Origin of the sequence: Algoriphagus sp., assembly GCF_024305035.1 — a bacterium.
GTDB lineage: Bacteria > Bacteroidota > Bacteroidia > Cytophagales > Cyclobacteriaceae > Algoriphagus.
The window spans coordinates 104,524-127,817 of the sequence record NZ_JAMWZB010000002.1 but is presented as its reverse complement, the minus strand read 5'-3'; the positions used below and the strand labels follow the sequence as shown (position 1 = coordinate 127,817).

Here is a 23,294-nt window from a genome sequence, read left to right as displayed (position 1 = left end):
TTAGAGTTTCATTTTGGCAAGTGGAGTTACTTCTAGCGAAGTAAAATCGCTTTGAAGATACTTGAAATGTGCTGCCATCGCAATCATGGCAGCATTATCGGTACAGTACTCAAATTTGGGAATGTAGAGATTCCATCCGTTTTGTTCGGCAAGTTCGGTGAGTGTTTTTCGTAATCCTGAATTTGCAGACACTCCCCCAGCAATGGCTACTTCCTTGATCCGGTAGTGCTTCAAGGCTGCTTTGAGCTTGATGAGCAGCATTTCAATCAGGCTGTATTGAATACTCGCACAAAGGTCAGCGCTATTTTCTGAGATGAAATTCGGATTTTCTTTCAATTGATCACGTAGAAAATACAAGACCGCTGTTTTGATTCCGCTAAAGGAATAATCCAGATCCGGCATTCGAGTAATCGGAAAGTCAAAAGCCTTCGGATTTCCAGCTTTGGCGTATCGATCGATCAATGGACCTCCCGGATAAGGCAAACCCAGCAGTTTGGCCGTCTTGTCAAAGGCCTCCCCCACCGCATCATCCCGCGTCTGTCCGATAACCTCCATCTGCAGTGGGCTTTTGACGAGCACCAATTGGGTATGCCCCCCACTCACTGTCAGACAAATAAATGGAAAATTGGGTTTGGGATCCTCAATAAAATGAGCCAAAACATGGGCTTGCATGTGGTTCACTTCAATCAATGGGATTTTCCTGGCATAGGCAAAAGCTTTGGCAAAACTCACCCCTACCAGCAAAGCCCCCATCAAGCCCGGTCCCCGGGTGAAAGCAACTGCAGAGAGCTGGTCTTTCCTGATTCCCGATGTCCTCAGTGCCTGCTCTACCACAGGAATAATATTTTCTTGATGTGCTCTGGAGGCTAATTCGGGAACCACACCCCCATATTTTTCGTGGACTGATTGTGTGGCCACAATATTATTAAGTACTTTGCCATTTATGATAATAGAGGCAGAGGTTTCGTCACACGAGGACTCAATTGCTAAAATAGAAATATCGTTGGTATCCATTGGAAAATAGCTCGAAAGTTAGGGATTTTTTATACAAAGCATTTCGATTTTTGCTTTGGGGCATAGCCACTTTATTTTTTGGGATTCTACTCATCGCGGGTCTTTTGCAAACCGAAACGGTACAGAATTGGGCCATCGATCAAATTACAGGGTACCTCAATAAGAACTCTGATTTTAGAACCCAAATCAACCGAGTTACCATCAACTGGTGGGATGCCCTCTCTGTATCTGGTCTGGAAATCAAAGACCACCAGGACAGCACCATGATTTTGGCCGAAAGTGCCTTCATTGATTTCGAGGTGAATTCCCTGCTTTTCGGGTCAGGCCCCACCCTTGATGAAATCCGAATAGAGCAAGCGACCATTCAGCTGCTCACACACGCTGGAGACTCGACTATGAATATTAATCGCTGGACCAAAGAATTAAGTTCCCTTTTTGGCTCAAGCAGTGCTTCGAAAGGAAGTAAATTCAGCATTGGCCGACTTGAGTTGAGGCAATCAGCTTTTACCTTGGCCAATTACAATTCGGATACCATTTCTGAAGGGCTGGATTATAATCACATGCGCTTTCAAAAAATTCAAGCTCAGGCATCAGATTTCTATGTGGACGGAGACGAAATCGGCATCGATCTGGCATTTTTGAGTGGGATAGAATCCAACTCAGGCCTTGAAATCAACGAATTCCGAACTGATCTCACTTACAATGCGGAACTTTTGGAATTTGACCGGCTCAATCTTAGCACCAATAAAAGTTCAATTAAACATTTTCTCAGACTGGAATATGCGAGTGCTGATGCGTTTTCTGATTTTCTCAATAAAGTGGTGGTCATTGCTGATTTTGACGAAGCCTCAATTGGACTTCAGGATTTACGCTTTTTTGTCCCCAATCTTCCCGACATCGAGGATACCCTCGTGCTGAGCGGAAAAGTTTCCGGCCCACTTTCGGACATTCGTTCCGAAGAGTTATTAATTCGGTTAGGAAGACGAACAGAGATTTTCGGGGCCTTCCGAGTCGATGGACTTCCCGACCTGGAAAATACCTACTTGAATTTATCCTTAAAAAATTCAACTATCCAAGCTCGAGACCTAGCCCCTTACCTCAGCAGAGGACTTCAGCATGAACTTCAAAAGCTCAATATCATCCGTCTCAATGCGGATTTTGCAGGCTTACCTACCCGATTCACTACCAATGGAGAATTCCAAACCAGTATTGGAAATTTGGTTGGTCGGGTAAATTATGACCTTAAAAATGGAGTTAATCAGGTGGTTTCCAATGTAGTCATCCAAGAACTTGATTTGGGTGTGCTCTTGGAAGATCCTGACTTACTTCAGCGGCTTAGCCTGGAGGGAAACGTCAATATCAGAGGCTCTAACCGAGACAATCTACGCTTGGATTTAGATGCCAAAATTGCTCAACTCGGTGTTTTAGGTTACGACTATACAAATATTGAAACCACAGCTACTTATGGCTTGGATCTTTTCAAGGGCAATCTCCAAATCCAGGATCCCAATCTTCAACTGTTGGCAAATGGGTCCATTGATTTGCGCGAAGGCTCTGAGGCCATCGAACTTAAACTCAGCCTGGATAGCGCGAATCTAGATGAACTCAAACTTGCTCAGGAAAAGACTTTTATTAAAGGAAAAGTCGAAATGGATATCGAAGGGATCAATATCGATGAGTTAAACGGAATTGCCCGATTCAGCGACCTGAGCATCGGCTTCCAAGACCGATATTTAGAATTAGGGGATTTTTACTTCCAATCCCTTTTTGCAGGAGGTACCAGAACCATGTCTCTGAATTCGGACTATGTGGTAGCTGGCGCCTCGGGAAAATTTCAGTTGGAGCAAATGGCCAAAGATCTCCCATTTTTGTTCCAGCAATATTTATCGATCATCACCAAAGAAGAACCTCCAGTAGCCGATTTGGAAGAATATTTCTCAGTCCCCTACAATTTGGACCTGAATGTCCGGCTAATTGACATCAATCCCCTTTTGGATTTATTTCAGCCAGATTACCGGATTTCTAAAAATACGGTGATTGAAGGGGCATTTTATCAAACGGAGGAAAATACCATCTTCAATTTTTTCACCAGCTTGGACACTTTACAGTTTCGGGATAACATTGCCCGAAACGTCAACATTGATTTCAACACCTCCAAAATCATCAACAGCGAAGAGATTTTGGCCTCTTTTTACATTTACTCCAAAGAGCAGCACATCGGTCAAGATCTGGATTTCTCCAATTTTGGATTTGAAGCGATCTGGAATGACAATGCATTGAATCTTGAATTTGCCCTGGATCAAGATTCGACCAGAAGTAGTGCCCGAATAGATGCAGTTGCAGAGTTTACGCCCAATGATACCAAAATCTCCTTTCAACCTTCTGAGTTGATCGTGTTGGAACGAAACTGGAATTTTGATTCGCTCAATCAAATCACCTTGAGGCAAGGGGAAATCGGCTTTAGAAACGTTCGAATTGTTTCTGGGGAGCAGGAAATTGATTTGGAAGGGAAAATAGGCGAAGGAGTTGAAGACAGCCTGAATCTGAGTATTCAAAATGTGAATGTGGACCTGTTCAACACCTTTACTGCCCAAGAATACGAGGGAACCTCAGATGGAAATATTTATTTGCGGAGCTCAGAAACTGGAGAAAGCTTACTTGATTTAACATTTGGAATTACTGATTTTCAAATTAATCAATTGCCTGTAGGCGATCTTCAAACCACCGCTCAACTGTATGATAACCAGCTAGAGGTAAATGTTGAAAACTTCCTCAATGGAAAGCGAACCATCCAAATGGCTGGAGATATTGGCTTGGAGGAATTTGATTTTAATCTGGACGGTGAACTCAGAGATGCAGATTTGGTGAGTTTTGAGCCTTTTCTTTCCAACTACCTCTCCGATATGGGCGGCACAGTCACAGGTGATCTTCAGCTGAGAGGAAATGCCCGTCAACCCGAATTGACCGGTCGGGGAAAGGTCAACCAGGGAAAGTTCCGCATTAAATTCCTCAACACCCCCTATCAACTTGACGGAAGCATACTTTTTGATCCCGGACAAATCAATTTTTCCCAACTGACTTTGAAAGACATCAATGGAAATACAGCCAGTTTAAATGGAGGACTGACCTACCAGGGCTTAAATGATATTATTCTGGATATTGATTCAAGAATGAATAATTTTCAAGTACTTAACACCACTGCCCGTGACAACGAGACTTTTTATGGAAATGCCTTTGTCAGCGGGACTCTGGACATCGAAGGGTCTACGTCCAATCTGGACATCACCGCCAGAGCGACCAGTCAACCCAACACCCGGATATTTATTCCCCTAACCAGTAGTGATGAGCAGACCAGCGAGGATTTTATTCATTTTATTAACATTCAAGACACCGCACGCATTCAACAAATTTCCGAAGATGTAAATCGCCTTGATATTGATAATGTGCGAATGAATTTTATACTCGACATCACCCCAGATGCCTATACAGAGATCATCATAGACCCGAGAACCGAAGAGAAAATCTCGGGTCGAGGGCGTGGAATTTTAACAATGAATATTGATACTCAGGGACTTTTTACTTTGAGTGGGACTTACGAAATCACTGAGGCGATGTACAATTTTTCCCTGTACAATGTACTTCGCAAAGAGTTCACTGTAGAACCAGGGGGGCGAATTACTTGGTATGGAAATCCTTACGAAGGAGTCATGAATTTGACCGCAAAATATACCGAACAAGTGTCCATCCAACCACTGGTTGCCCGAACCTCGGTCAGCGAGCAGGAAAGCAGTCTTACCCGAAGACGTTTTCCGGTGAATGTCATCATGAACCTTCGAGGGGAATTACTTTCCCCCGAATTTGATTTTGGTTTTGACTTCTCCCAATTTCCGAGTAGTGGAGAAATCCAAACAGCGATTTCTGCCTTCCAATCCCGAATCGCCAATAATGAGCAGGAGATGAACCGGCAAGTTTTCTCTGTGATCATGACCCGATCTTTTTCTCCGGAAGGTCAATTTGCAGGAGTGAACTCCTTCTCAAACTCTTTAGGACAATTGCTATCTTCCCAATTGAACAGCTTTCTGGGTCAAGTGGACAAAAACCTAGAAGTCAATATTGATTTGGCCTCTTTGGATCAAAACGCACTGGAAACCTTCCAGTTAAGCGTGGCTTATACCTTTTTAGACGGTAGGCTACGCGTATCTCGGGACGGTGGGTTTACCGGTAATAACGGCCAGGCTGATGCAGCATCCATTATTGGTGACTGGCAGGCCGAGTACATGATTACTGAAGACGGAGTCTATCGGCTTCGGGTATTCAATAGAAATAATTTCAATACATTTACTTCGCTCTCCCTGTCCCGGAACGTAGCCACTTATGGGGTTTCGCTTTCTCAGAATATCTCATTCAATTCCTTTTCTGAATTATTTAAAAAAATCACCCAGAAGCAGGACCAACCCGATGACCTTCGAGAAGACTCGGACAATTACCTAAGGTATAAACAAGAGGATTGGAAGCCGATAAAGCTCGATAATATTGAGGATCGCTTGGAAAAACTTCATCCGAAAAATGAGGTTAAGTTTCCCATAAAAATGAAAGGGAAGTAAACAATTCTAGGCGGAATGCTCTTTTTTATCAAAAAACTCCTTGAAGTCCCCATGTCGAGTAATCGACACGCAGGAACATGATTATCCGGGGTATTCCATGTGACCGCTAAAAAACAATGATAGAGGCATGAAATCGAGCATGACGTACCCGTCACACACCGGGATGATTAGAATTGCGAGATCCCATGTAACCTTTGAAAATCAACGATAGACACCGTAAATCGAGCACGACTGAAAATTCTCACAGGGGCATGACTATCAACTTTGCACGATTCCACATGATCATTAAAATTCAATTCTAAACACGTGAAAAAACTAACGCTTTTTTGGTTTCGAAGAGATCTTCGATTAGAAGATAATACAGGTTTGTACTATGCGCTCCAGCAGGAAGAAAATGTCTTACCGCTCTTTATTTTTGATCAAAATATCCTTGAAAAACTAGAGGATAAAGATGATGCCCGAGTGGGATTTATCCACGATCAGATCAGTCGACTCAAGTCTGAACTGGAAGAAAAAGGGAGTTCCCTATTGATCAAAATTGGAAAGCCGATGGAAGTTTACCAAAAATTGATCCGCGACTATGATCTTCAGGCCGTGTACACCAACCGCGACTACGAGCCCTACGCCAAAAAAAGAGATCAGGCCGTTGAACAACTTCTCAAGGACCACAAAATTGACTTTTACACCTTTAAGGACCAGATGATTTTCGAGCCGGGCGAAGTACTTAACGGATCGGGGGATTTTTATAAAGTGTTTACCCCCTACAGCAAAGTTTGGCGGGAGAACTTCAACAAACAAAACATAGAGGCATTAAGCTATTTCCATTGGAAAAATCTTAACCAAACCGGCCCATTGAATTTACCTAGCTTACAGGAGGTGGGATTTACTCGATCAAAAATCGAAATCCCTCCAAAGCAACCCGATAAGCAAATCATCGCCGACTACGATAAAAATCGAAATTTCCCGGCAAAATCCGGAACCAGTAGAATGGGGATTCACCTCCGTTTTGGAACGGTTTCTATCCGGAATCTTGCACTCCAAGCCGCAAAACTCAATGACACCTACCTCAATGAATTGATTTGGAGGGAATTTTATATGACTATCCTTGCCTTTAATCCCCAAGTGATAGAAAAGGCCTTCAAGCCCGCTTACGATCAGATCCCCTGGCGAAATAATGAGGAGGAATTTAACGCTTGGTGTGAAGGCAAAACCGGGTACCCTATTGTAGATGCAGGAATGCGGGAACTCAACGCAACCGGCTACATGCACAATCGGGTGCGAATGATTGTCGCCTCATTTTTAACCAAGCACCTGCTGATTGACTGGCGTTGGGGAGAGGCCTATTTTGCGCGGAAACTCTTGGATTTTGAGTTAGCCTCCAATAACGGGGGCTGGCAATGGGCAGCTGGTACGGGTACCGATGCACAGCCTTACTTTAGGGTATTTAATCCTGAATCCCAAACAGAGAAATTTGACAAGGATTTGAAGTACATTAAAAAATGGATTCCAGAATTAACTAGCAAAGAGTACCCAAAACCCATCGTAGATCATAAATTTGCAAGACAAAGAGCATTGGATACTTACAAAGAAGCATTGAATTCATGAATATCGGCGATCGAGTACGATTATTACACGGAAAAGAAGAAGGAATAGTCCGCAAAATATCCTCGGGTGGGAGAATCGAAGTAGAAATCGAAGACGGATTTATTATCCCAGCCATGAAGTCGGAAGCGGTCGTTATCTCTGAAGTGGAGCGTGCCTATTTCGGGGATAATGAATCCAATGAGGTCAAAGCCGAAACCCCTGCTCCGCTATCGGCACCAAAAGATCAAGGATTATATTTGGCCTTTGTCCCAATCAACGATCAAAACCTAAGCCTCTACCTCATCAATGACAGCAAGCAGGAATACTTAGCTCATGCCTCAGAGGTTTTTGGTCCCAATCATCGAACGCTTTTGGCAGAACGAATTAAACCCGGAATCGCCAAAAAGTTTGACGATCGCCTACTCAAAGAAATGGATCAGTGGCCAGCCTTTTTACTTCGCTTTATCCCCATTCAAAACCAATTGGAAAAAGCCATTCCTCCTTTTGAGCGACAACTTAAAATCAAACCCACCCAATTTTTCAAGCATCTCAGCAAAGCTCCATTTCTGGGCAAATCCGCTTATCTTTTTCACCTGGAACAAACCACAAAGGAGCTCGATATTCAAGCGCTGAATTATGAACTGGATGCACTCCGTCCCAAACCCGAGGAGCAGCGAATCCAGCGACCGAATCGGAGCATAGACTTGCACATCGAGGAACTGGTAGAAAATCACCAGTCGCTTAGTAACTCGGAAAAACTCAGGATCCAATTGGAGGTTTTTGAACGAAAACTTGACCAAGCCATACAGACAGGCATGGACGAAATCACCTTTATCCACGGAATCGGAAATGGAGTCCTTCGAAAAGAAATTCACAAGCGCCTTAGTCAATTGGGAAATATTAATTACTTTCAGGACACGCAGAAAGATAAGTGGGGCTTTGGAGCCACCTTAGTTAGAATTTCCTAATTCATGCAGCGCAAAACTTCTCCGATTTTCCAGGCTTTTGAGCAACAGCATCGCCAGGCAAAGGAATTATTTCTAGCCTTGGGAAAACAAATCAAATCCAAAAAATCACTTGAACTTTATACCAAACTAAGCTTTTTAGAGCTTTACTCGGACCTCATGGCCAAAATCCATTTTGAAAAAGAGGGGCTTCAATTTGATTTTTTTTCACCTTTTAAACCTCTTCAAAAGAATCTTCGGAAAATCCATCACCTCAAACTCGTCGAGCAGGGAATCCGAGCGCGCATCCAAACCACCGGCGAATCTTACAATTCCTACGCCAGCTACCTGGAAAAAGAAAAAAAAGGACTTTATACCGAAACCTTTGATCTAATTATCGGGAGTTCACTCAAAGATTGGGATGAACTCTTACACAAATCACTGCTAGGAAGCAAAAACATCAAACCCTTGACGGTCAATACTGCGATCAATCAACTGATTCAGGAAGAGCTGGAATTCTTTCAACTGGACAAAAGCAATGGACTGGATTCCAAAGCATTAAAGGATATCTTTGAAGGACTTCGAAAAATCATCATGCTGGAAAATCTGCTCATCCACTTAGGCTTTAATTCCATCTTTGTGGATCAGATTCATGGGGAGATTTCAGAATTGAAAGAAAAACTCAAGCCTTGGTATTCCAATCATTTGGAGCTTCAATCGCTGACTTATTTTCTCAGTGACAAAGAGCAAGTATCTAAAAAATATGTGGATTGGGTTAAAGACCTTAAGCAAAAAAAGAAAAGCCTGTCCTCCCAAGTGGAAAAACAGGCATTGGCTTTATTTCAGAAAATTCTCGATTAATTAGATTTTCGACAGTGCCTCGGCAAGGTCATTTTTCAGGTCTTCGGCATCCTCCACGCCGACACTCAGCCGGATAAGAGAATCCACTAAACCTACTTTCTCCCGTTCCTCCCGGGGAATGCTGGCATGGGTCATGCTGGCCGGATGCCCGCAAAGGGATTCAACTCCACCTAAGGATTCGGCAAGGGAGAAAAGTTTGAAATTCTCCATTACCGTTTTGGCATCCTCGATCCGATTATTAACCAAGGTGAATGAAATCATTCCACCAAAATCCCGCATTTGCTTTTTGGCAATGGAATGATTGGGGTGATCTTCAAAGCCCGGCCAATAAACCTTGGCAACTTTTGGATGATTCTTCAGGTAAGCCGCGATCGTTTTACCATTTTGGCTGTGTCGCTCCATTCTTAAATGGAGCGTTTTGATTCCCCTGAGTACTAAAAAACAATCCTGAGGACCTGGAGTGGCTCCGCATGCATTTTGAATAAAAACTAATTTTTCAGCCAATTCATCCTCATTGACAACCAAGGCCCCCATCACCACATCCGAATGGCCGCCTAGGTACTTGGTCACAGAATGCATGACAATATCTGCCCCCCAATCAAGCGGGTTTTGGATGAAAGGAGAAGCAAAGGTATTGTCCACGGCTAATAACACTCCATGCGATTTAGCAAGCTGAGCCATCGCTTCCAAATCAATGATGTTCATCATGGGATTGGTGGGGGTTTCCACCCAAATCATCTTGGTTTTTGCATTGATTTTTTCAGCCACCACTTGGGCATCAGCCATGGGCACAAAGTGAAATTTAATCCCGTATCGCTCAAAAACTTTGGTAAACAATCGATAAGTTCCGCCATAAAGGTCATTGGTACTAATGATTTCATCACCTGGATTAAACAGCTTAATCACTGCGTCAATGGCACCCAAACCCGAGGAAAAACAAATTCCATGTTTTCCGTTTTCTAAGGCAGCCAAATTATCCTGAAGGGCAGTTCGGGTAGGATTATGGGTCCGAGAATACTCGTATCCGTTATGGTCACCTGGAGAGCGCTGCACATAAGTAGAGGTTTGGTAGATGGGAGTCATTATCGCACCGGTAGTTGGGTCTGGCTCGACTCCGGCGTGAATGGCTTTTGTACCGAATTTCATATGGTTTCTAATTTTTAAGGTTTGTCTTCTGCTAGGGAATAGCTGAATTTATTCTTTACTCGTATACTTGTAACCCGATTTGGGGGAAAATCCTTCCCAAATCCCGCCAAAGATGACAAAAAAGGGCAGTATTTTCAACTTCTTTTGGGGCTATGCGAAAAGCCAACCCTGGGCTGTGATGACCTGGGTTTGGATCCTGGTTTTTCCGACCATGGGCTCCCTGATTGCTTTGCTCAATTATCAAACGCTTCTTTCTCTTTCGCCTCAGAGCTTTTTGGGCTACCTGATTTTTACACTGTTGGCCGCCATCTGCATGGGATTGGCTTTGTTACCGACCACATTTACCGCAGTTCTCAGCGGGTTTACCCTAGGCTGGATCGGACTGCCGTTAATTGTGATTGGGTATGGAGTGGCCACAGTCCTTGGATTTCTAGTTGGAAAATGGTCCAATTCGAAGTTATGGGAAATGTTGGGAAAGCGTTATCCAGAAATCCGTCTTGCGGTGGATAAAAGAAAAAAACATCCCGGCGCCTTGATATTTTTCATTCGAATTAGCCCGGTAATCCCTTTTGCATTAGCGAATCTTATTTTCGCCTCCCTTCAGGTTTCACTCAAACAAATCCTATTTTTTGGGATTCCAGGAATGCTTCCGCGAACCATCCTCTCTTTTTTGGCCGGCATCCTGGCCAGTGATTTTTTGGCCGCCAAATCCGCTCTCCGCGACCCCTATCAGATCGGATTTATTCTTTTCTTCCTGCTGTTCAGTAGCTGGGGAATATGGTCAAATTGGAAAAAATCTAGCGCTTAGCGAAGGAGATACATTTTGCCGTAGCCCTTGTTAAAGCCCCGATCTCCGGCTGTGGCTCTATGTTCCATGAATTGCCCATTTTTCCTGACCAAAACCCGATAAATATACACTCCATTGGCCAACTGATCTCCGTACTCATCTTTTCCATCCCAAGCGTATTCGGTCAGATTATTACCAATGCGAATGGGACCCAGTTCATTTTGCAGAATTTCCCTAACCACCCGGCCGGTAACCGTCATAATTTGGATTTTAATTTCATCGGGAACCTCCGATCCGGTGACCGTAAACACAAACCTAACCCGGGTACTAAACGGATTTGGATAGGGATAGAAATTGGTGATTTGAGATTCATTTATTACCTCAAAATTAACCTCATAGGGATCCGGTGAATCCTCATTAATTACTCGTAAGGTATACATCCCATCGGGAAGCGGGCCGGGCTGCAATGACACTCTAAAATCATTTTCCTGGCTCGCCGGAGACCAGACTACTTTGGGATCCGAGAAATTTACCCGCTCAAAGCGACACGCTTCGCAGTCCTGTTTGAGATAAATCTCCAACCCGAGCGTATCGGTTTTGTAGCGTAAGGTTTGATCATCCTTTAGAATTGCATTAATCATCACATTAGGCGAAACGATGTCCCCATCCATGATGTAAATTCCGTCAAAATTAACGTCCAAAAGCGAAGTCGAATTTGAACCCTGCACGATAAAATAAACCCCCAAATCAAGCTGATTATTTCTGTAGGTCTGTTCTTTCAAAATCCTGGGATTGGCCATGAGTTCAATTTCGTTTTCCCCCACTTTACCCATGGAATTAAATTCGATGTCAAAGTCAAGCGTTTCTCCGGCTTTGACAGCAGGAATTTTCTTGGTGAAATTTTCAAGCTCCCGAGAGGTCAGGTTTCGGATCGTCCAATCGACCTGAATCGAATCGGTAAAGTCATGGGTTGAGATATTCTTAAACTGCATCTGCAAAATCCCAGTTTCCCCTTCCACTACCTGAACTGATTCTTGCGTAGATTTAACCAAAAGGACCCCTTCAGGCACTCCGGTATAATTTACTTGCCAAAAGTCCAGATCCGCCGGATCGGTAGCTACCGGATCATTCATGGCGTAACGAAGTCTCAGGTAAGGATATTGCTCCGAATTGATAAATGAAAGATCAATCGTGCCACCGAGTTCCTCCCCTAAAAGAAGTTCCTCCTCTCCATTTTCTTTGATGCCAAAAATATCAAATTGGGTATTTCCCTCTTCCTGAATCCATGGTTTATCGTTGACTTTTTGGAAAAAATTCCGCCAAGAAGATGCGGGGCCTATCCGCGGGGTAAGAATTACTCCGTCAGTAATGTACCCCTTTAAATCCGTCTCAAATGAAAGGGTTTGCTGATTGGGATCGACTTCAATAGCTGGATTTCCAACGATTTCCAAGGCTTCTCCCGGTCGCATGCCTTTTTGTCCATAAAGGATATAGGGTTCCCCATTTTTTAAGGCCCGTAGGGTAACCTCACTGGCCCCAAACTGCTTGAGCGATTCAAATGCCCGATCAGGCCATGCATCAAATGTCACATTGCCCACCGAGAAAATTACTACAAAATCCCCATCAGGGACATTATTGGTGTAATCCTGCAGCATGGTTTGACCCGGACCGGTAATCCAGGCATTCCGGATACTCTGGATCAATTGGGGAGTTCTCCCACAAGATCTACCGTCCAAAATATCAAATCCCGGTACTGGAATAGGCAGGTACGGCTGCAAAGTGGCCTGTTGGAAGGTTACCAAACCCAAAGATCCGTCCGGACAGAGACGACTGTTGGCATTGTTGACATTATCGATGATCTGAGGGATCTCATTGAGGTAAAATTGTGTGTTTCTAAAGGATAGGGTATCTACCGCTGCCCCCACCGTAAACACCTCTACCTGCAACTGCTGATCTACAAATTTGAGCTGTTTTCTGGACTCATCAACAACTAAATTACTGAGTTGATTTTCGCTCACTTGCCGAAAAGTCCGCTGCGTCCATCCTTCCGAAGATTGGTCAATGAATGAAAAACTGGAGCTGGTCCAACCCTCCGATTCTCCAGGCCGTGGATCCTGATATTTTGACCGCCAATAATAGGTAATCGAATCGGTCCCCGAAATCAATTCCACCGGCCAATCCACCAATCCACGGGTGGCAATCCTAAGTTCTTTTTTATATGCTGAGCTGTAATCTGCCGCCGTGTCAAGCTCAAGAATAATCATCCGTTCCTGTTCATTTTTTCCCGGAACCTGTACGATTAGATCGAGGTCTTTTTGAGTGATAATCCCATATTCCTGTGGAAAAAGATTAAGGGTCCCGCTGAGTGATATAAACTGATTAACCGTGACTTGATTATTCGAAAAATTCATTTCATCCACGATCTGATTATCATTAACTGTGATGGTAAAGGAGTTCTCTCCAGCAGATATCAGATTCATATTGGGCACTGAAAACTGCACGGTATCCAATCGTGCAACATAGGGAATCAGGATCGGATCATAGGAAATCAGCGACCCATCGGGGAGTATCCGGTCGATTTTAAATCGGATCGAATCGGTGTCAACCCTTCCGATATTGCGAAGAGCAAAAGTGAGTTTCAAACTATCCGAAAGCGAAGTCAGCGGCTCGTCATCAAACGTTTCGATGGAAACTTCTTGCGCATCCAGACTATAATCTGCTTTATCCGCTGGGAAAATTCTTACACCAGGATCTCCCATCAAGATCATTTGCTCCATATGGGTAAAATTAAGCGGACTAGTTCCATATCGCTTGATAAAAAACTGCTCCGATTTCATCTTAATTTCTCCTAACGACCGGTAAATCATCGATGAGTCTGAAAAGGCGGTACGATAAAAAGCGTCCGAGTATCGCCTTAGATAGACATCCACACCAATGGCTGAGTTTGCCAGAATTGCAGCAGCTCCTTTATCCGGAGTCATGACCCAGTCTTCCCCTTGAGTATACCCCGTCCCAAAAGCACTACCATAATCACAGCCATTGAAAAGCATTACTGGATATTTGCCTTTATTCTGATAATTGATCGTGGGATCCGAGGCAAAGCCGATATCAATATCCAGGATTGTGGGAGAACCATGTCCAAAGAAAGTTACCAAAGATCGTCCTTCTTTTAAGTCCCCGGTGATGTCAATGACTTCGACAACACTGTTGGATCGCTTCCGGTAAGTAGTGACATTCCCACCCAAATAAAGTCCTTCTGCAATGTCTTTAAATCCATTGAGAAAATTGAAATACCGGTCGAGCTCAAATTCAGAAACACCACCTCCCAAATGAATCAATTCCTTTTGCCAGGAACCCGCTAAGCCCACCTGATCTTTTTCAATCGCTTTATGGAGGTAATTGGTGAGCTCTTGTGCATTTTTAGCCACAATTCTCCCGACGGCCATCCCCGGAGAGTTCGGAAAAGCAGGATCAAGCCCCTCGACAAAACTATTGTCAGAAAAAGGAAACCCTCCGACAGGAACCAATCGCTGAAAAGAAAAGACCGCTGGGTTTTTCCGGTAAAAGTAATTTACCCCATTGGACCGAGCAGTGGAATAAATCGCCAAATCCCTTCCCATCAAAAGTAAATGAGTGGGTTTGTGAATCGGGTAATAGGTTCTCAAAAACTGAAACAGAGCTACCGAGGAAGGTTCCCCGTATCCAAAATGATCGTATAAATCTTCCATCCGGATGCTCAGGGTATCATAGCCCCCACCAATGGCAGAGGCCCGATGCTCAGCATAGGCTTTCATTGGATTTGGAAAGTCCTCTGTAGGCTGCTCCAACGCACGATGACCGATCATAATATAATTGGCCTGTTGGGCCAACAGATTTCGAAATCGGAGTTTCTTTAAGGCAGTGACCGAAGTAACCTGAGCTTGATTTTGGATAAAAATTCGGCTAGAACCGGCTGATACTCCCGATTGGAACTCAAGTAATCCAGCTCCTTGATTGAGTGTAATCCGCTGTGGGTTTTGCTCGGAGCTGATATCCAAAGCCTCGTAATTACCGGCGATTCCTCCAACTTGAACTTTTTGGTTACCCGAAGGGAAAATCAATAATTGCTGATCAAAATCGCCCGAACTGATATTTTTTCTGTAGGTAATTTTGAGGTAAGCAATCGATATATTATCGGAAGTACCTGGCCCATTCGGATTAATCCCGATGGAAACAGTCCCACTAGGATCAAAGTCGGACATGGCCATGGGAAAACTAAATACCTGTGAGTTGAAATGCGTAAAATTAGCTACTCCTACTTCACGGAGAGCGCTCACAGATTTCCCCGCCAGGATCCTGACCGAATGTTCATCAGCCGAGCGTCCAACAAGTCCGATCTCCACCATTCCCTCCCCTGAACCAGGCAGGGAACCTAAATCGGCAAACCTCACTTCACTAGTGGCTCCCTTACTTACCACCCCACTCATCCATCCTTGTCCATAATCGTAACGGGAAAGTCGAAACCCCAGGGTATAGGAAATCCCTAAGGAATATTGATCCGAAAAGACCTGAATCCGCTCTGAGGTGGCAGTTGTAGTCGGAGTAAGGTCAGCCGATGGGCTTGATCGAACAGCCATTCTCTTCCCAGTTACCCCGGGTGATACGGTCAGGAAAAAAGCCGTGGTATCGGTAAAGGTATTGTATTGAGGATTGGGAAGTTGCCCGATCTGACGATACAAGACCGAGTCCATGGTTGCGTCATTGCGAAGTCCATAAAAAAGAATGTAATCTTGAGCGTCGAACCTGCCGTCTTCCTGTCCTTGGACATGTATGGCAACTTCTTGGCCTCGATGAAAAAGTTGCAGATGAGCAGGGTTCACCTCATCTAAATTTAATCCGGAATTTGCCAAAACCTCCCCATCTATCCGATAAATCCCATCGAATGCGGTTTCAATTTTATAGTAGTCTTGGTTATATGAATACCAAATCGGCTGCTGCGCTACAAGAAGTATCGGAACCCATACTCCGAGAATTGTACCAATCCAATTTTTCATCAATCCCAGCCTTTAAATTTTCGAAAATCTTCCTCCAACTTTTCTAAACTTACCCGTAAACTAAATACGTGGGAATATGGAGTATCGGACACATTCCCGATGTCAGAAAGTGCATAATCGAGTTGGAAACGATCATTGAGCCGAACTCCAAGTCCCGCACTCGGCATAAAATTTAACGATTGATCCCCTTCAAAATCCTTAATATATTGAAAGGTACTGGCTCCTGCTCGTAGAAATGCAACCTTTTTGAAACCCAATTCTATCCCTATCCTCGGGTCTACACTGATCAAATCCGAAGCGATAACTGTATTTCGGCGACCATCAAATGTCAGGTCTAAATCCAATGCTGTCAACAAGGAAAAGTTTTTTCCCAGGCTCCAATCATACCCCAAACTTGCAATTGCTCGCGGAAGAGTCAGTTCCACTGAATTGACCGGTACCTCATTATTGGTATCTGCGTAAATTTCCCGTACCAATTCTGCATTGTGCGACCAGGCGTTGAAGGTGGTCGTAATATCCCGAAGCATCAAACCGGCCGTTAACCGTTTTTGCACATATAACCCTCCCACATCCAATCCAAAGCCCCAAGCTTGAGCAAATTTCCCCACGTTTCGGTGAATAATTTTTGCATTGACCCCAACTTTCCATTGATCTGAAATATCCCGGGCATAACTAAGTAAGAGGGCATAATCGGCGGCATTAAAAAACTGAATATTATCATAATTAAGCGCACCATTGGCATTGTAAAGAAAGCGGGTATCGGGAATATCATCCACCCCAAAGCGAATGAGCGAAACGGCCACCTGACTTTCATTTTTGATCGGTGTGGTAAAGCCTAAGTAATCGTATTGGGCAATTCCCGCAAAATATTCTGCATGCATGAGGGTCGCCTCATACTGATGAGTCACGGCCATCAAACCGGCAGGATTCCAATAGGCAGCGGTCACATCGCGACTGGCAGCGGTCTGTGCCCCTCCCATGGCCAAAGCTCTTGCTCCCACCCCGATGTTGAGAAATTCGTTGGAATATTTCGGTGTCAAATCTTGAGAAAATCCCCTTTGGTATCCCCCAACTAAGAGGAAAGAACTCAGAAAGATTAAAAGAAAAGGTTTCTGGCAGGGATTCATAGTTCCAAAATAAAGCAATTTCGGTTTCCAAGGTTGAACTTACTACAATAATCTTTGAGAAAAAGTATTACTGTACGCCTTCGGACATTTCTCTGTTCACATTTTTAACAGTCTTCATGAAAGGATGGATAGAAAAATCTGCTGTCGAAAAAAAATGCACCAAAACCGAAATTCGTAAAAAACGGACCTCATTCGATCCAGAGGCCATTTTATACGGTAAAAATGGATGCTGAACTCAAACTCATTACAAGGAATTAGGTATTACAAGGTACTTTTGTAAAGATTGGTATCATTTTTCATCCTTAGATCACAGAGATGAAAACTATCTCTGCTAATCTAATCACCTGAACATGAATGTCGCCAACACACAAATTCAAATGCGAAAGGGGATTCTGGAGTATTGTGTACTCCATATCATTTCCCGGGGCGAGGTCTATACCTCCGATTTGATCGAAGAATTGACCCAAGCTGAGCTCATCGTGGTTGAGGGAACCCTCTATCCCCTACTCAATCGTTTAAAATCCGCTTCTTTGGTGGAATACAGATGGGTAGAATCCGAATCCGGTCCTCCACGCAAATACTACTCCATCACGGCTCAAGGAAGCGTATTTCTTCATACCCTAGAAGAAACTTGGAAATCACTGGTCAACTCTGCCCAACTGATTACCCAACCCAAACTTGAGAAAAAAACCACCGACTCTTCTTCGCAGGAAAAAAACACCACCGGCGAAAAAGAATAAAAGACACACCTATGAAAAAGACCATAAGCATCAATATCAGTGGAATTTTATTCCATATCGAGGAAGACGGGTACGATACACTTCGCAAGTATCTGGATGCAATTAACAGGCACTTTTCTTCCTATAAAGACAATCATGAAATCATCTCAGATATCGAAACACGAATCGCAGAGATTTTTCTGAGCAACCTTAAAAATAACAAGCAGGTCATTACGGCAGAAAATGTGGACAAACTCATCGAAAAGATGGGAACCATCGCTGACTTTGCCTCTATCAATGACCTCGACGCTGAGGAAACTACTGAACAAAAAGAAAGTAAGGACGACTTCTACAAGTACGTGACCCCTCCGGATCCAGAAAACCGAGGATACAAAAAGCTCATGCGAATTGAGCCAAAAAAGATCTTAGGTGGAGTCTGTGCAGGAATCGCCCATTACTTCTCTATCGATCCCCTGTGGCCTCGATTGATCGCCTTGCTATTACTGTTTAGCGGACAGTTTAACAAAACCTTTATCTCCAACGACTTCTGGTTCTTCGATGAGTTAAGATTCAATTTATCATTTGGTTTATTTACAATCATCGCTTACGTGGTGATGTGGATTATTCTGCCGGTATCTTATGATATCGAAGAGGATAAAAACATCAAAAAACTGTACCGAAACCCCGACGATAAAGCACTTGGTGGAGTGGCCAGCGGATTGGCGGCCTACTTTGGAGTCGAAGTGATTTGGACCCGATTGGCTTTTGTGATCCTAACCTTAGCGGGGGGATCCGGTATTCTGATTTATTTGATCCTATGGATAATTACTCCGATGGCCACTTCTATTACCGAGCGAATCCGAATGAAAGGGGGAGAAATCACCTTGGACAACATTGACTCTACGCTAAAGGAAAATCAAAACCCCCTTCCTCGTAAGCAGGAATCCACCGGAAGAAAAATCCTGATGGCGCCTTTCCGAATTTTGGGACAGGTGATCGAGGCCATAGGAAGTGCCTTGGGGCCTTTGGGTAAATTTTTCCTTACCGTTCTGCGTGTCATCTTTGGCTTGTTTGTCTTGTTCTTGGGCTTGATTTTGACGATTGCTCCTTTGATTACCATTTCAGTTTATTTCGGAATATTCAACAGTGAAGATTACCAGATTTTAATGGATAATTTCCCATTGGATCTATTCTCGAATTTGATCCCAATTTGGCTGATTATCGGCGCTTCATTTATCATCATTATTCCAGGAATCATTCTCTTGCTGTTAGGACTGAGTGTGCTTGCCCAGAAAAATTTGGTCGGTGGCAGATTTGGTTTAGTAGCATTGGGTTTATGGTTGCTTTGCATTGGTATTTCAGCCTTTCAAATACCTAGGATCGTCGCTCAGTTTAAGGAAGAAAATCGATATGAAGTTCAGCAAACCCTACCGGTTTCTCAGGGCGTCATGATCTTAAAACTCAACCCTGTATCTGAGGAAGCTACTTTCAATCATGTTGATCTTCAATTAGTAGGCACGGCGGATTCCTTAGTCACTTTGGAAAAAACCTTTTTGTCAAGAGGAAGAACCAAAGCCGAAGCTATGGAAAATGCCCAAAAACTAGATTATCGAGTGGAAGTGCTCGATTCTTTAATCCTTTTTGACGAAGGTTTTGACTTGCAAAAAAGCGATATGTTTAGAGCTCAGGAGCTTGACCTGAAGCTGAACCTGCCCTACGATAGGCCCTTTATCATGGAGCGATCGCTTTTGGGAATTATCCGAAATACGATCTACGTCAATGGCTACCGAACTTCAGATGTCTCCCAGCGAAGTGTTTGGGTCTTTAATGAAAATGGATTGCTCTGCTTGACTTGCCCTGAAAAAACCTACGATGAAAGAGAAAAGGAAAATGAAGACGATGAAAATCCTGAAGTTGAGGTTCTTAGTGAAAAAGAGCGCATCGATAGCCTTACACGGGCTAAATTTCAAGATGCGTATTTTCTAAAAGATTAATCCTGATTTTAAAAGAGGCAACCGGTGGGATGCCTCTTTTTTTGTATATTCTGCCTTCAAACGCAAAAATCATGGATGTAACCGTAAAGTTTTTAGGAGGTGCGGGCAGTGTTACTGGGTCTAAGTATCTCATAGACACCGGAAACTTTGAATTTTTGGTGGATTGTGGCCTCTTTCAGGGAAGAAGAGAACTCCGCGAACGAAATTGGGACAAATTCCCCATGCCGGTGGATGAGATGGAAGCCATTGTCCTTACCCATGCACACTTAGACCATATCGGGTATTTGCCGCGATTGGTCAAGCAGGGATTTAAGGGTCCGATATACTGCACTCAAGCCACTGCCGAGCTCACCAAAATATTGCTTTTGGACTCGGGCAAACTCCAGGAGGAAGAAGCCGAATATGCCCGAAAAAAAGGCTTTTCCAGACACGAGGACCCACAGCCTCTCTATGGAATTGAAGATGCTGAGGCCGTTTTTCCATTGTTGGTTCCCCAGTCTTTCGAAAAACCAGTAGAAATTCATCCCACTATCACCTTAACTTATTACCATGCCGGTCATATTCTTGGGGCGGCCATCACCAAAATCAAGATTAAAGGAGAGCACCAAGAGAAAAAACTGGTTTTCTCTGGTGATCTGGGTAGGTACCATGACCCCTTGCTTTATCCCCCAACACGGATCCCAAAAGCAGATATTCTTTGGATAGAATCGACCTATGGAGATCGAAAATCTGCCGAAACCAATCCCGAAGCTGAGTTGGGACTAGCCATTCGGGAAACTTTTGATCGAGGGGGATTGGTCATCATCCCCTCTTTTGCCGTAGGTCGGACCCAACTCGTCCTATACTACCTTTTTCAACTGATACAAAAGGGACGAATCCCCAAGGCACCCATCTTTTTGGATTCTCCTATGGCCATAGACGCGACCAAACTTTACAGCGACTTTCATCAAGATCACCAGCTTGGTGCAATTTTGGATGAAAAGGAAAACCATCCATTTCATCATAGTCAGCTACATTATTTTCAAAAGCAAGAACAATCCAGATCACTCAATGAGTATAGAGGAAATGCCATCATTGTGTCAGCCAGCGGCATGGCTACCGGGGGTCGAGTTCTCCACCACCTCTACCACCACTTACCTCATGAACGAAATGGGGTGATCTTCGTGGGCTTTCAAGCCGAAGGTACTCGCGGACGAAGATTGGTGGAGGGAGAAAAATACCTAAGTATTTATGGTAATCAGGTACCAGTCAAGGCTAAAATCTATCAAATCGATGGATTATCAGCACATGCAGATCAGACCGAATTGTTGGAGTGGGCCGAGGGGTTCTGTGAAAAGCCCAAAATCACCTTCATCGTCCATGGAGAAGACAAAAATTCAGAGGCCTTGGCTGAAAAATTGCAGCATGAATTAGGCTGGCAAACCCTAATTCCAAATTATTTGGAATCGGTCGTTTTATTTGAAGGTATTTGAACGTAAAATCATCATGAAACAATTTTTGACTATTCTGACATTCAGTTTAGCGCTGGGATTATTTTCACAATGCAAAACCATGAAACAGACAGGACAGGGAATAAAAGGTCAAATCACTTGGGTGGAAGGCAATCAGATGCCCCTGATCAGCCAAAGCGGAGAAACCACTAGGTCCGAGCGGAAAATTGGAGAACCCATTCAGCGTAAAGTCATCATCTATCCCCTAACCAAAATATCGGATGCCAAAATGGAAAATAGTCTTTTTACTGTGGCTAATGGAAAGCCCATTGCGCAAGTAGAATCCGATGAGGAAGGGAATTTCGAGGTGGAATTGGCGCCGGGACAGTACTCGGTATTTACTCAAGAAGAAGGTGGGCTATTTGCCAATAGTTTTGATCTAAACGGAAATATTCAACCCATTGAGGTGGAAAAAGGAATTTGGTCCAAATTGAACATTTTGGTCAATTACAAAGCCGCATACTAGCCAACAGAATACCGCTGCATTAATTCGCTTTAGGAATTAAGATTTTATTTTACTGATTTTCATTGCTTTAATTTTTTTTTAGATTTTTTAGTATCCCATGCAACGTTTTTTAACAGAAGTACATCTACCTAATTGAAAGCATAAAACGGAATGTTTACCAGACTCGACTTTTCTACCGAACCCGGATTAATCAAAGGATGTCTTCAAGGCGATCGAAACGCTCAGCGACACCTTTATGATGCCTACTCGGGGAAATTTCTGGCCATCTGCATCCGCTACCTCAAAGACCGCGAGCATGCCGAGGATGTCATGATTGAGAGTTTTATGAAAATCTTTGAAAAACTACCTCAGTTTGAGCAAAAGGGGAGTTTCGAAGGCTGGATGAAGCGAATAGTCGTCACTCAGGCACTCATGAAACTCAGAAGCAACCGGCATTTGATGATGGAGGTCAATTTAGAAAATGAGAGTCAATACGTGGATCAGCACTATGAACTCAACCATCTGGAAGCCGCAGACCTGATGGCGCTGATTCAAGATCTTCCTGTGGGGTATCGAACCGTTTTTAACCTCTACATCCTAGAGGGCTATTCACATCAGGAAATCGGAGAAATGCTGGGCATCTCCGAAAGCACTTCCAAATCCCAGCTCAATCGCGCAAGAAATACCCTTAAGGAAAAAATCATTGCCCAAAACCTTAACGAAAGGAGAATCAATGGCTAATCAATTAAAAAAAATGGATAAGACTTTCCAACAGAAATTGGAAAATCACCAAGAGAAGCCCAGTGCACTCGCCTGGGAGCGACTCGAAAATCAACTGCCCTCCCGTTCACGAAAAAAGCGTGGCTTTATCTGGGCCGCCGCCGCCGTACTAGTGGTTTTATGGAGTATTGGAGCACTATATTGGAGCAATGATTCAACGATTAGTAAAGAGAATCTCCTGGCCGTAGAAGAGCAGAAACCAGCTTCGGAGCCTGTTTCCTCCCCTGATTTGGTTCCATCTGAAATCCAACCCGAGGAGACTAATTCAACCCAGGGCGAATCAAATGCCGCATCTCAAACCCAACAGGCCGGGAAACTCGATCCAGCTACTCCACATCAGACGCCGGCTAACTTGAACACTTCCACAGCCAAAAAACTCCTCGCTGAGGCAGCTGATCCTGTAGAAATCAAACCCCCTCAAAAAACAGAAATCACCCGAGAAGAAAGCCAGCCTATTGGGGTGGAAAAAAGCTTACCCGAGCTTCAACCTGTCCATGGCAACCCAACTATTGCCGAGCTAAACCCCTACCATCCGGAGGTACCCACTTATACGGTTACCATCCGATCAGATGGACTGAAGGAAAATAAAGGGTTGGTGGCCAACTTGGAAAAAACAGTTGGTCAGCTTGAGGGATTGACCGAAAAGGTGGACCTCTTTGCCAATCTCCAAGATGCAAAAAACGGCCTCTACGCCAAACTAACATCCAAAAAAGAACGAGTCAGCGAAAACCCCTAAAAATCACCAACCTACCTAAATGAATGAAAC

The 23,294-nt window shown here is 43.9% G+C and carries 15 protein-coding genes; 11 read left to right on the top strand and 4 right to left on the bottom strand.

Translation table 11 applies throughout. The annotated features are described in order from the left end of the window. Nucleotides 1-1,014, bottom strand: coding sequence for a tRNA (adenosine(37)-N6)-threonylcarbamoyltransferase complex transferase subunit TsaD (gene tsaD, locus Q0L00_RS01530; protein ID WP_297335095.1), 1,014 nt, complete (start codon nucleotides 1,012-1,014; stop codon nucleotides 1-3). Nucleotides 1,015-1,064: 50 nt separating this feature from the next. Here tsaD and Q0L00_RS01525 point away from each other — a divergent pair, with 50 nt between their 5' ends. From Q0L00_RS01525 to Q0L00_RS01510, 4 genes are all read left to right on the top strand, one after another. Further along, on the top strand, nucleotides 1,065-5,618 hold the full coding sequence (locus Q0L00_RS01525; RefSeq protein ID WP_297335094.1) for a translocation/assembly module TamB domain-containing protein: 4,554 nt from the start codon (nucleotides 1,065-1,067) through the stop codon (nucleotides 5,616-5,618). A 306-nt stretch (nucleotides 5,619-5,924) separates the two neighbouring features. Then, a complete protein-coding gene (locus Q0L00_RS01520; protein ID WP_297335093.1) occupies nucleotides 5,925-7,223 on the top strand; it encodes a deoxyribodipyrimidine photo-lyase in 1,299 nt (432 codons plus the stop codon). Continuing rightward, the gene (locus tag Q0L00_RS01515; protein ID WP_297335092.1) at nucleotides 7,220-8,170 is read left to right on the top strand and encodes a DUF2027 domain-containing protein; all 951 of its coding nucleotides are present in this window, start codon (nucleotides 7,220-7,222) and stop codon (nucleotides 8,168-8,170) included. The genes Q0L00_RS01520 and Q0L00_RS01515 overlap by 4 nt, the downstream gene beginning before the upstream one ends. A 3-nt stretch (nucleotides 8,171-8,173) precedes the next feature. Then, nucleotides 8,174-9,007: a hypothetical protein gene (locus tag Q0L00_RS01510; protein WP_297335091.1), complete on the top strand. Its 834-nt coding sequence runs from the start codon at nucleotides 8,174-8,176 to the stop codon at nucleotides 9,005-9,007. On the opposite strand, the gene Q0L00_RS01505 is transcribed toward Q0L00_RS01510, so the two are convergent. Then, nucleotides 9,008-10,153, bottom strand: a complete 1,146-nt coding sequence (locus tag Q0L00_RS01505; protein WP_297335090.1) for a cystathionine gamma-synthase — start codon at nucleotides 10,151-10,153, stop codon at nucleotides 9,008-9,010. A gap of 112 nt (nucleotides 10,154-10,265) precedes the next feature. Between Q0L00_RS01505 and Q0L00_RS01500 the strand changes: the two genes are divergently transcribed. Then, a complete protein-coding gene (locus Q0L00_RS01500) occupies nucleotides 10,266-10,961 on the top strand; it encodes a VTT domain-containing protein (RefSeq protein WP_297335089.1) in 696 nt (231 codons plus the stop codon). Here Q0L00_RS01500 and Q0L00_RS01495 read toward each other — a convergent pair. Beyond that, the gene (locus Q0L00_RS01495; RefSeq protein ID WP_297335088.1) at nucleotides 10,958-15,973 is read right to left on the bottom strand and encodes a C25 family cysteine peptidase; all 5,016 of its coding nucleotides are present in this window, start codon (nucleotides 15,971-15,973) and stop codon (nucleotides 10,958-10,960) included. The genes Q0L00_RS01500 and Q0L00_RS01495 overlap by 4 nt on opposite strands. After that, nucleotides 15,973-17,013, bottom strand: coding sequence for a PorV/PorQ family protein (locus tag Q0L00_RS01490; protein WP_363318485.1), 1,041 nt, complete (start codon nucleotides 17,011-17,013; stop codon nucleotides 15,973-15,975). The genes Q0L00_RS01495 and Q0L00_RS01490 overlap by 1 nt, the downstream gene beginning before the upstream one ends. A gap of 437 nt (nucleotides 17,014-17,450) precedes the next feature. Here Q0L00_RS01490 and Q0L00_RS01485 point away from each other — a divergent pair, with 437 nt between their 5' ends. From Q0L00_RS01485 to Q0L00_RS01460, 6 genes are all read left to right on the top strand, one after another. Continuing rightward, nucleotides 17,451-17,840 carry a PadR family transcriptional regulator gene (locus tag Q0L00_RS01485; RefSeq protein WP_297335086.1) on the top strand — a complete coding sequence of 130 codons (390 nt, stop codon included), beginning with the start codon at nucleotides 17,451-17,453 and terminating at the stop codon, nucleotides 17,838-17,840. Between the two features lie 11 nt (nucleotides 17,841-17,851). Further along, complete coding sequence (locus tag Q0L00_RS01480) at nucleotides 17,852-19,813, top strand: PspC domain-containing protein (protein ID WP_297335085.1); 1,962 nt, start codon at nucleotides 17,852-17,854, stop codon at nucleotides 19,811-19,813. A gap of 71 nt (nucleotides 19,814-19,884) precedes the next feature. Continuing rightward, complete coding sequence (locus Q0L00_RS01475; RefSeq protein WP_297335084.1) at nucleotides 19,885-21,285, top strand: MBL fold metallo-hydrolase; 1,401 nt, start codon at nucleotides 19,885-19,887, stop codon at nucleotides 21,283-21,285. A 79-nt stretch (nucleotides 21,286-21,364) separates the two neighbouring features. Beyond that, complete coding sequence (locus Q0L00_RS01470; protein ID WP_297335083.1) at nucleotides 21,365-21,769, top strand: carboxypeptidase regulatory-like domain-containing protein; 405 nt, start codon at nucleotides 21,365-21,367, stop codon at nucleotides 21,767-21,769. Between the two features lie 150 nt (nucleotides 21,770-21,919). Beyond that, nucleotides 21,920-22,489, top strand: coding sequence for an RNA polymerase sigma factor (locus Q0L00_RS01465; protein WP_297335082.1), 570 nt, complete (start codon nucleotides 21,920-21,922; stop codon nucleotides 22,487-22,489). Between the two features lie 13 nt (nucleotides 22,490-22,502). Beyond that, nucleotides 22,503-23,264 carry a hypothetical protein gene (locus tag Q0L00_RS01460; RefSeq protein ID WP_297335081.1) on the top strand — a complete coding sequence of 254 codons (762 nt, stop codon included), beginning with the start codon at nucleotides 22,503-22,505 and terminating at the stop codon, nucleotides 23,262-23,264. The last annotated feature ends 30 nt before the right edge of the window (nucleotides 23,265-23,294 follow it).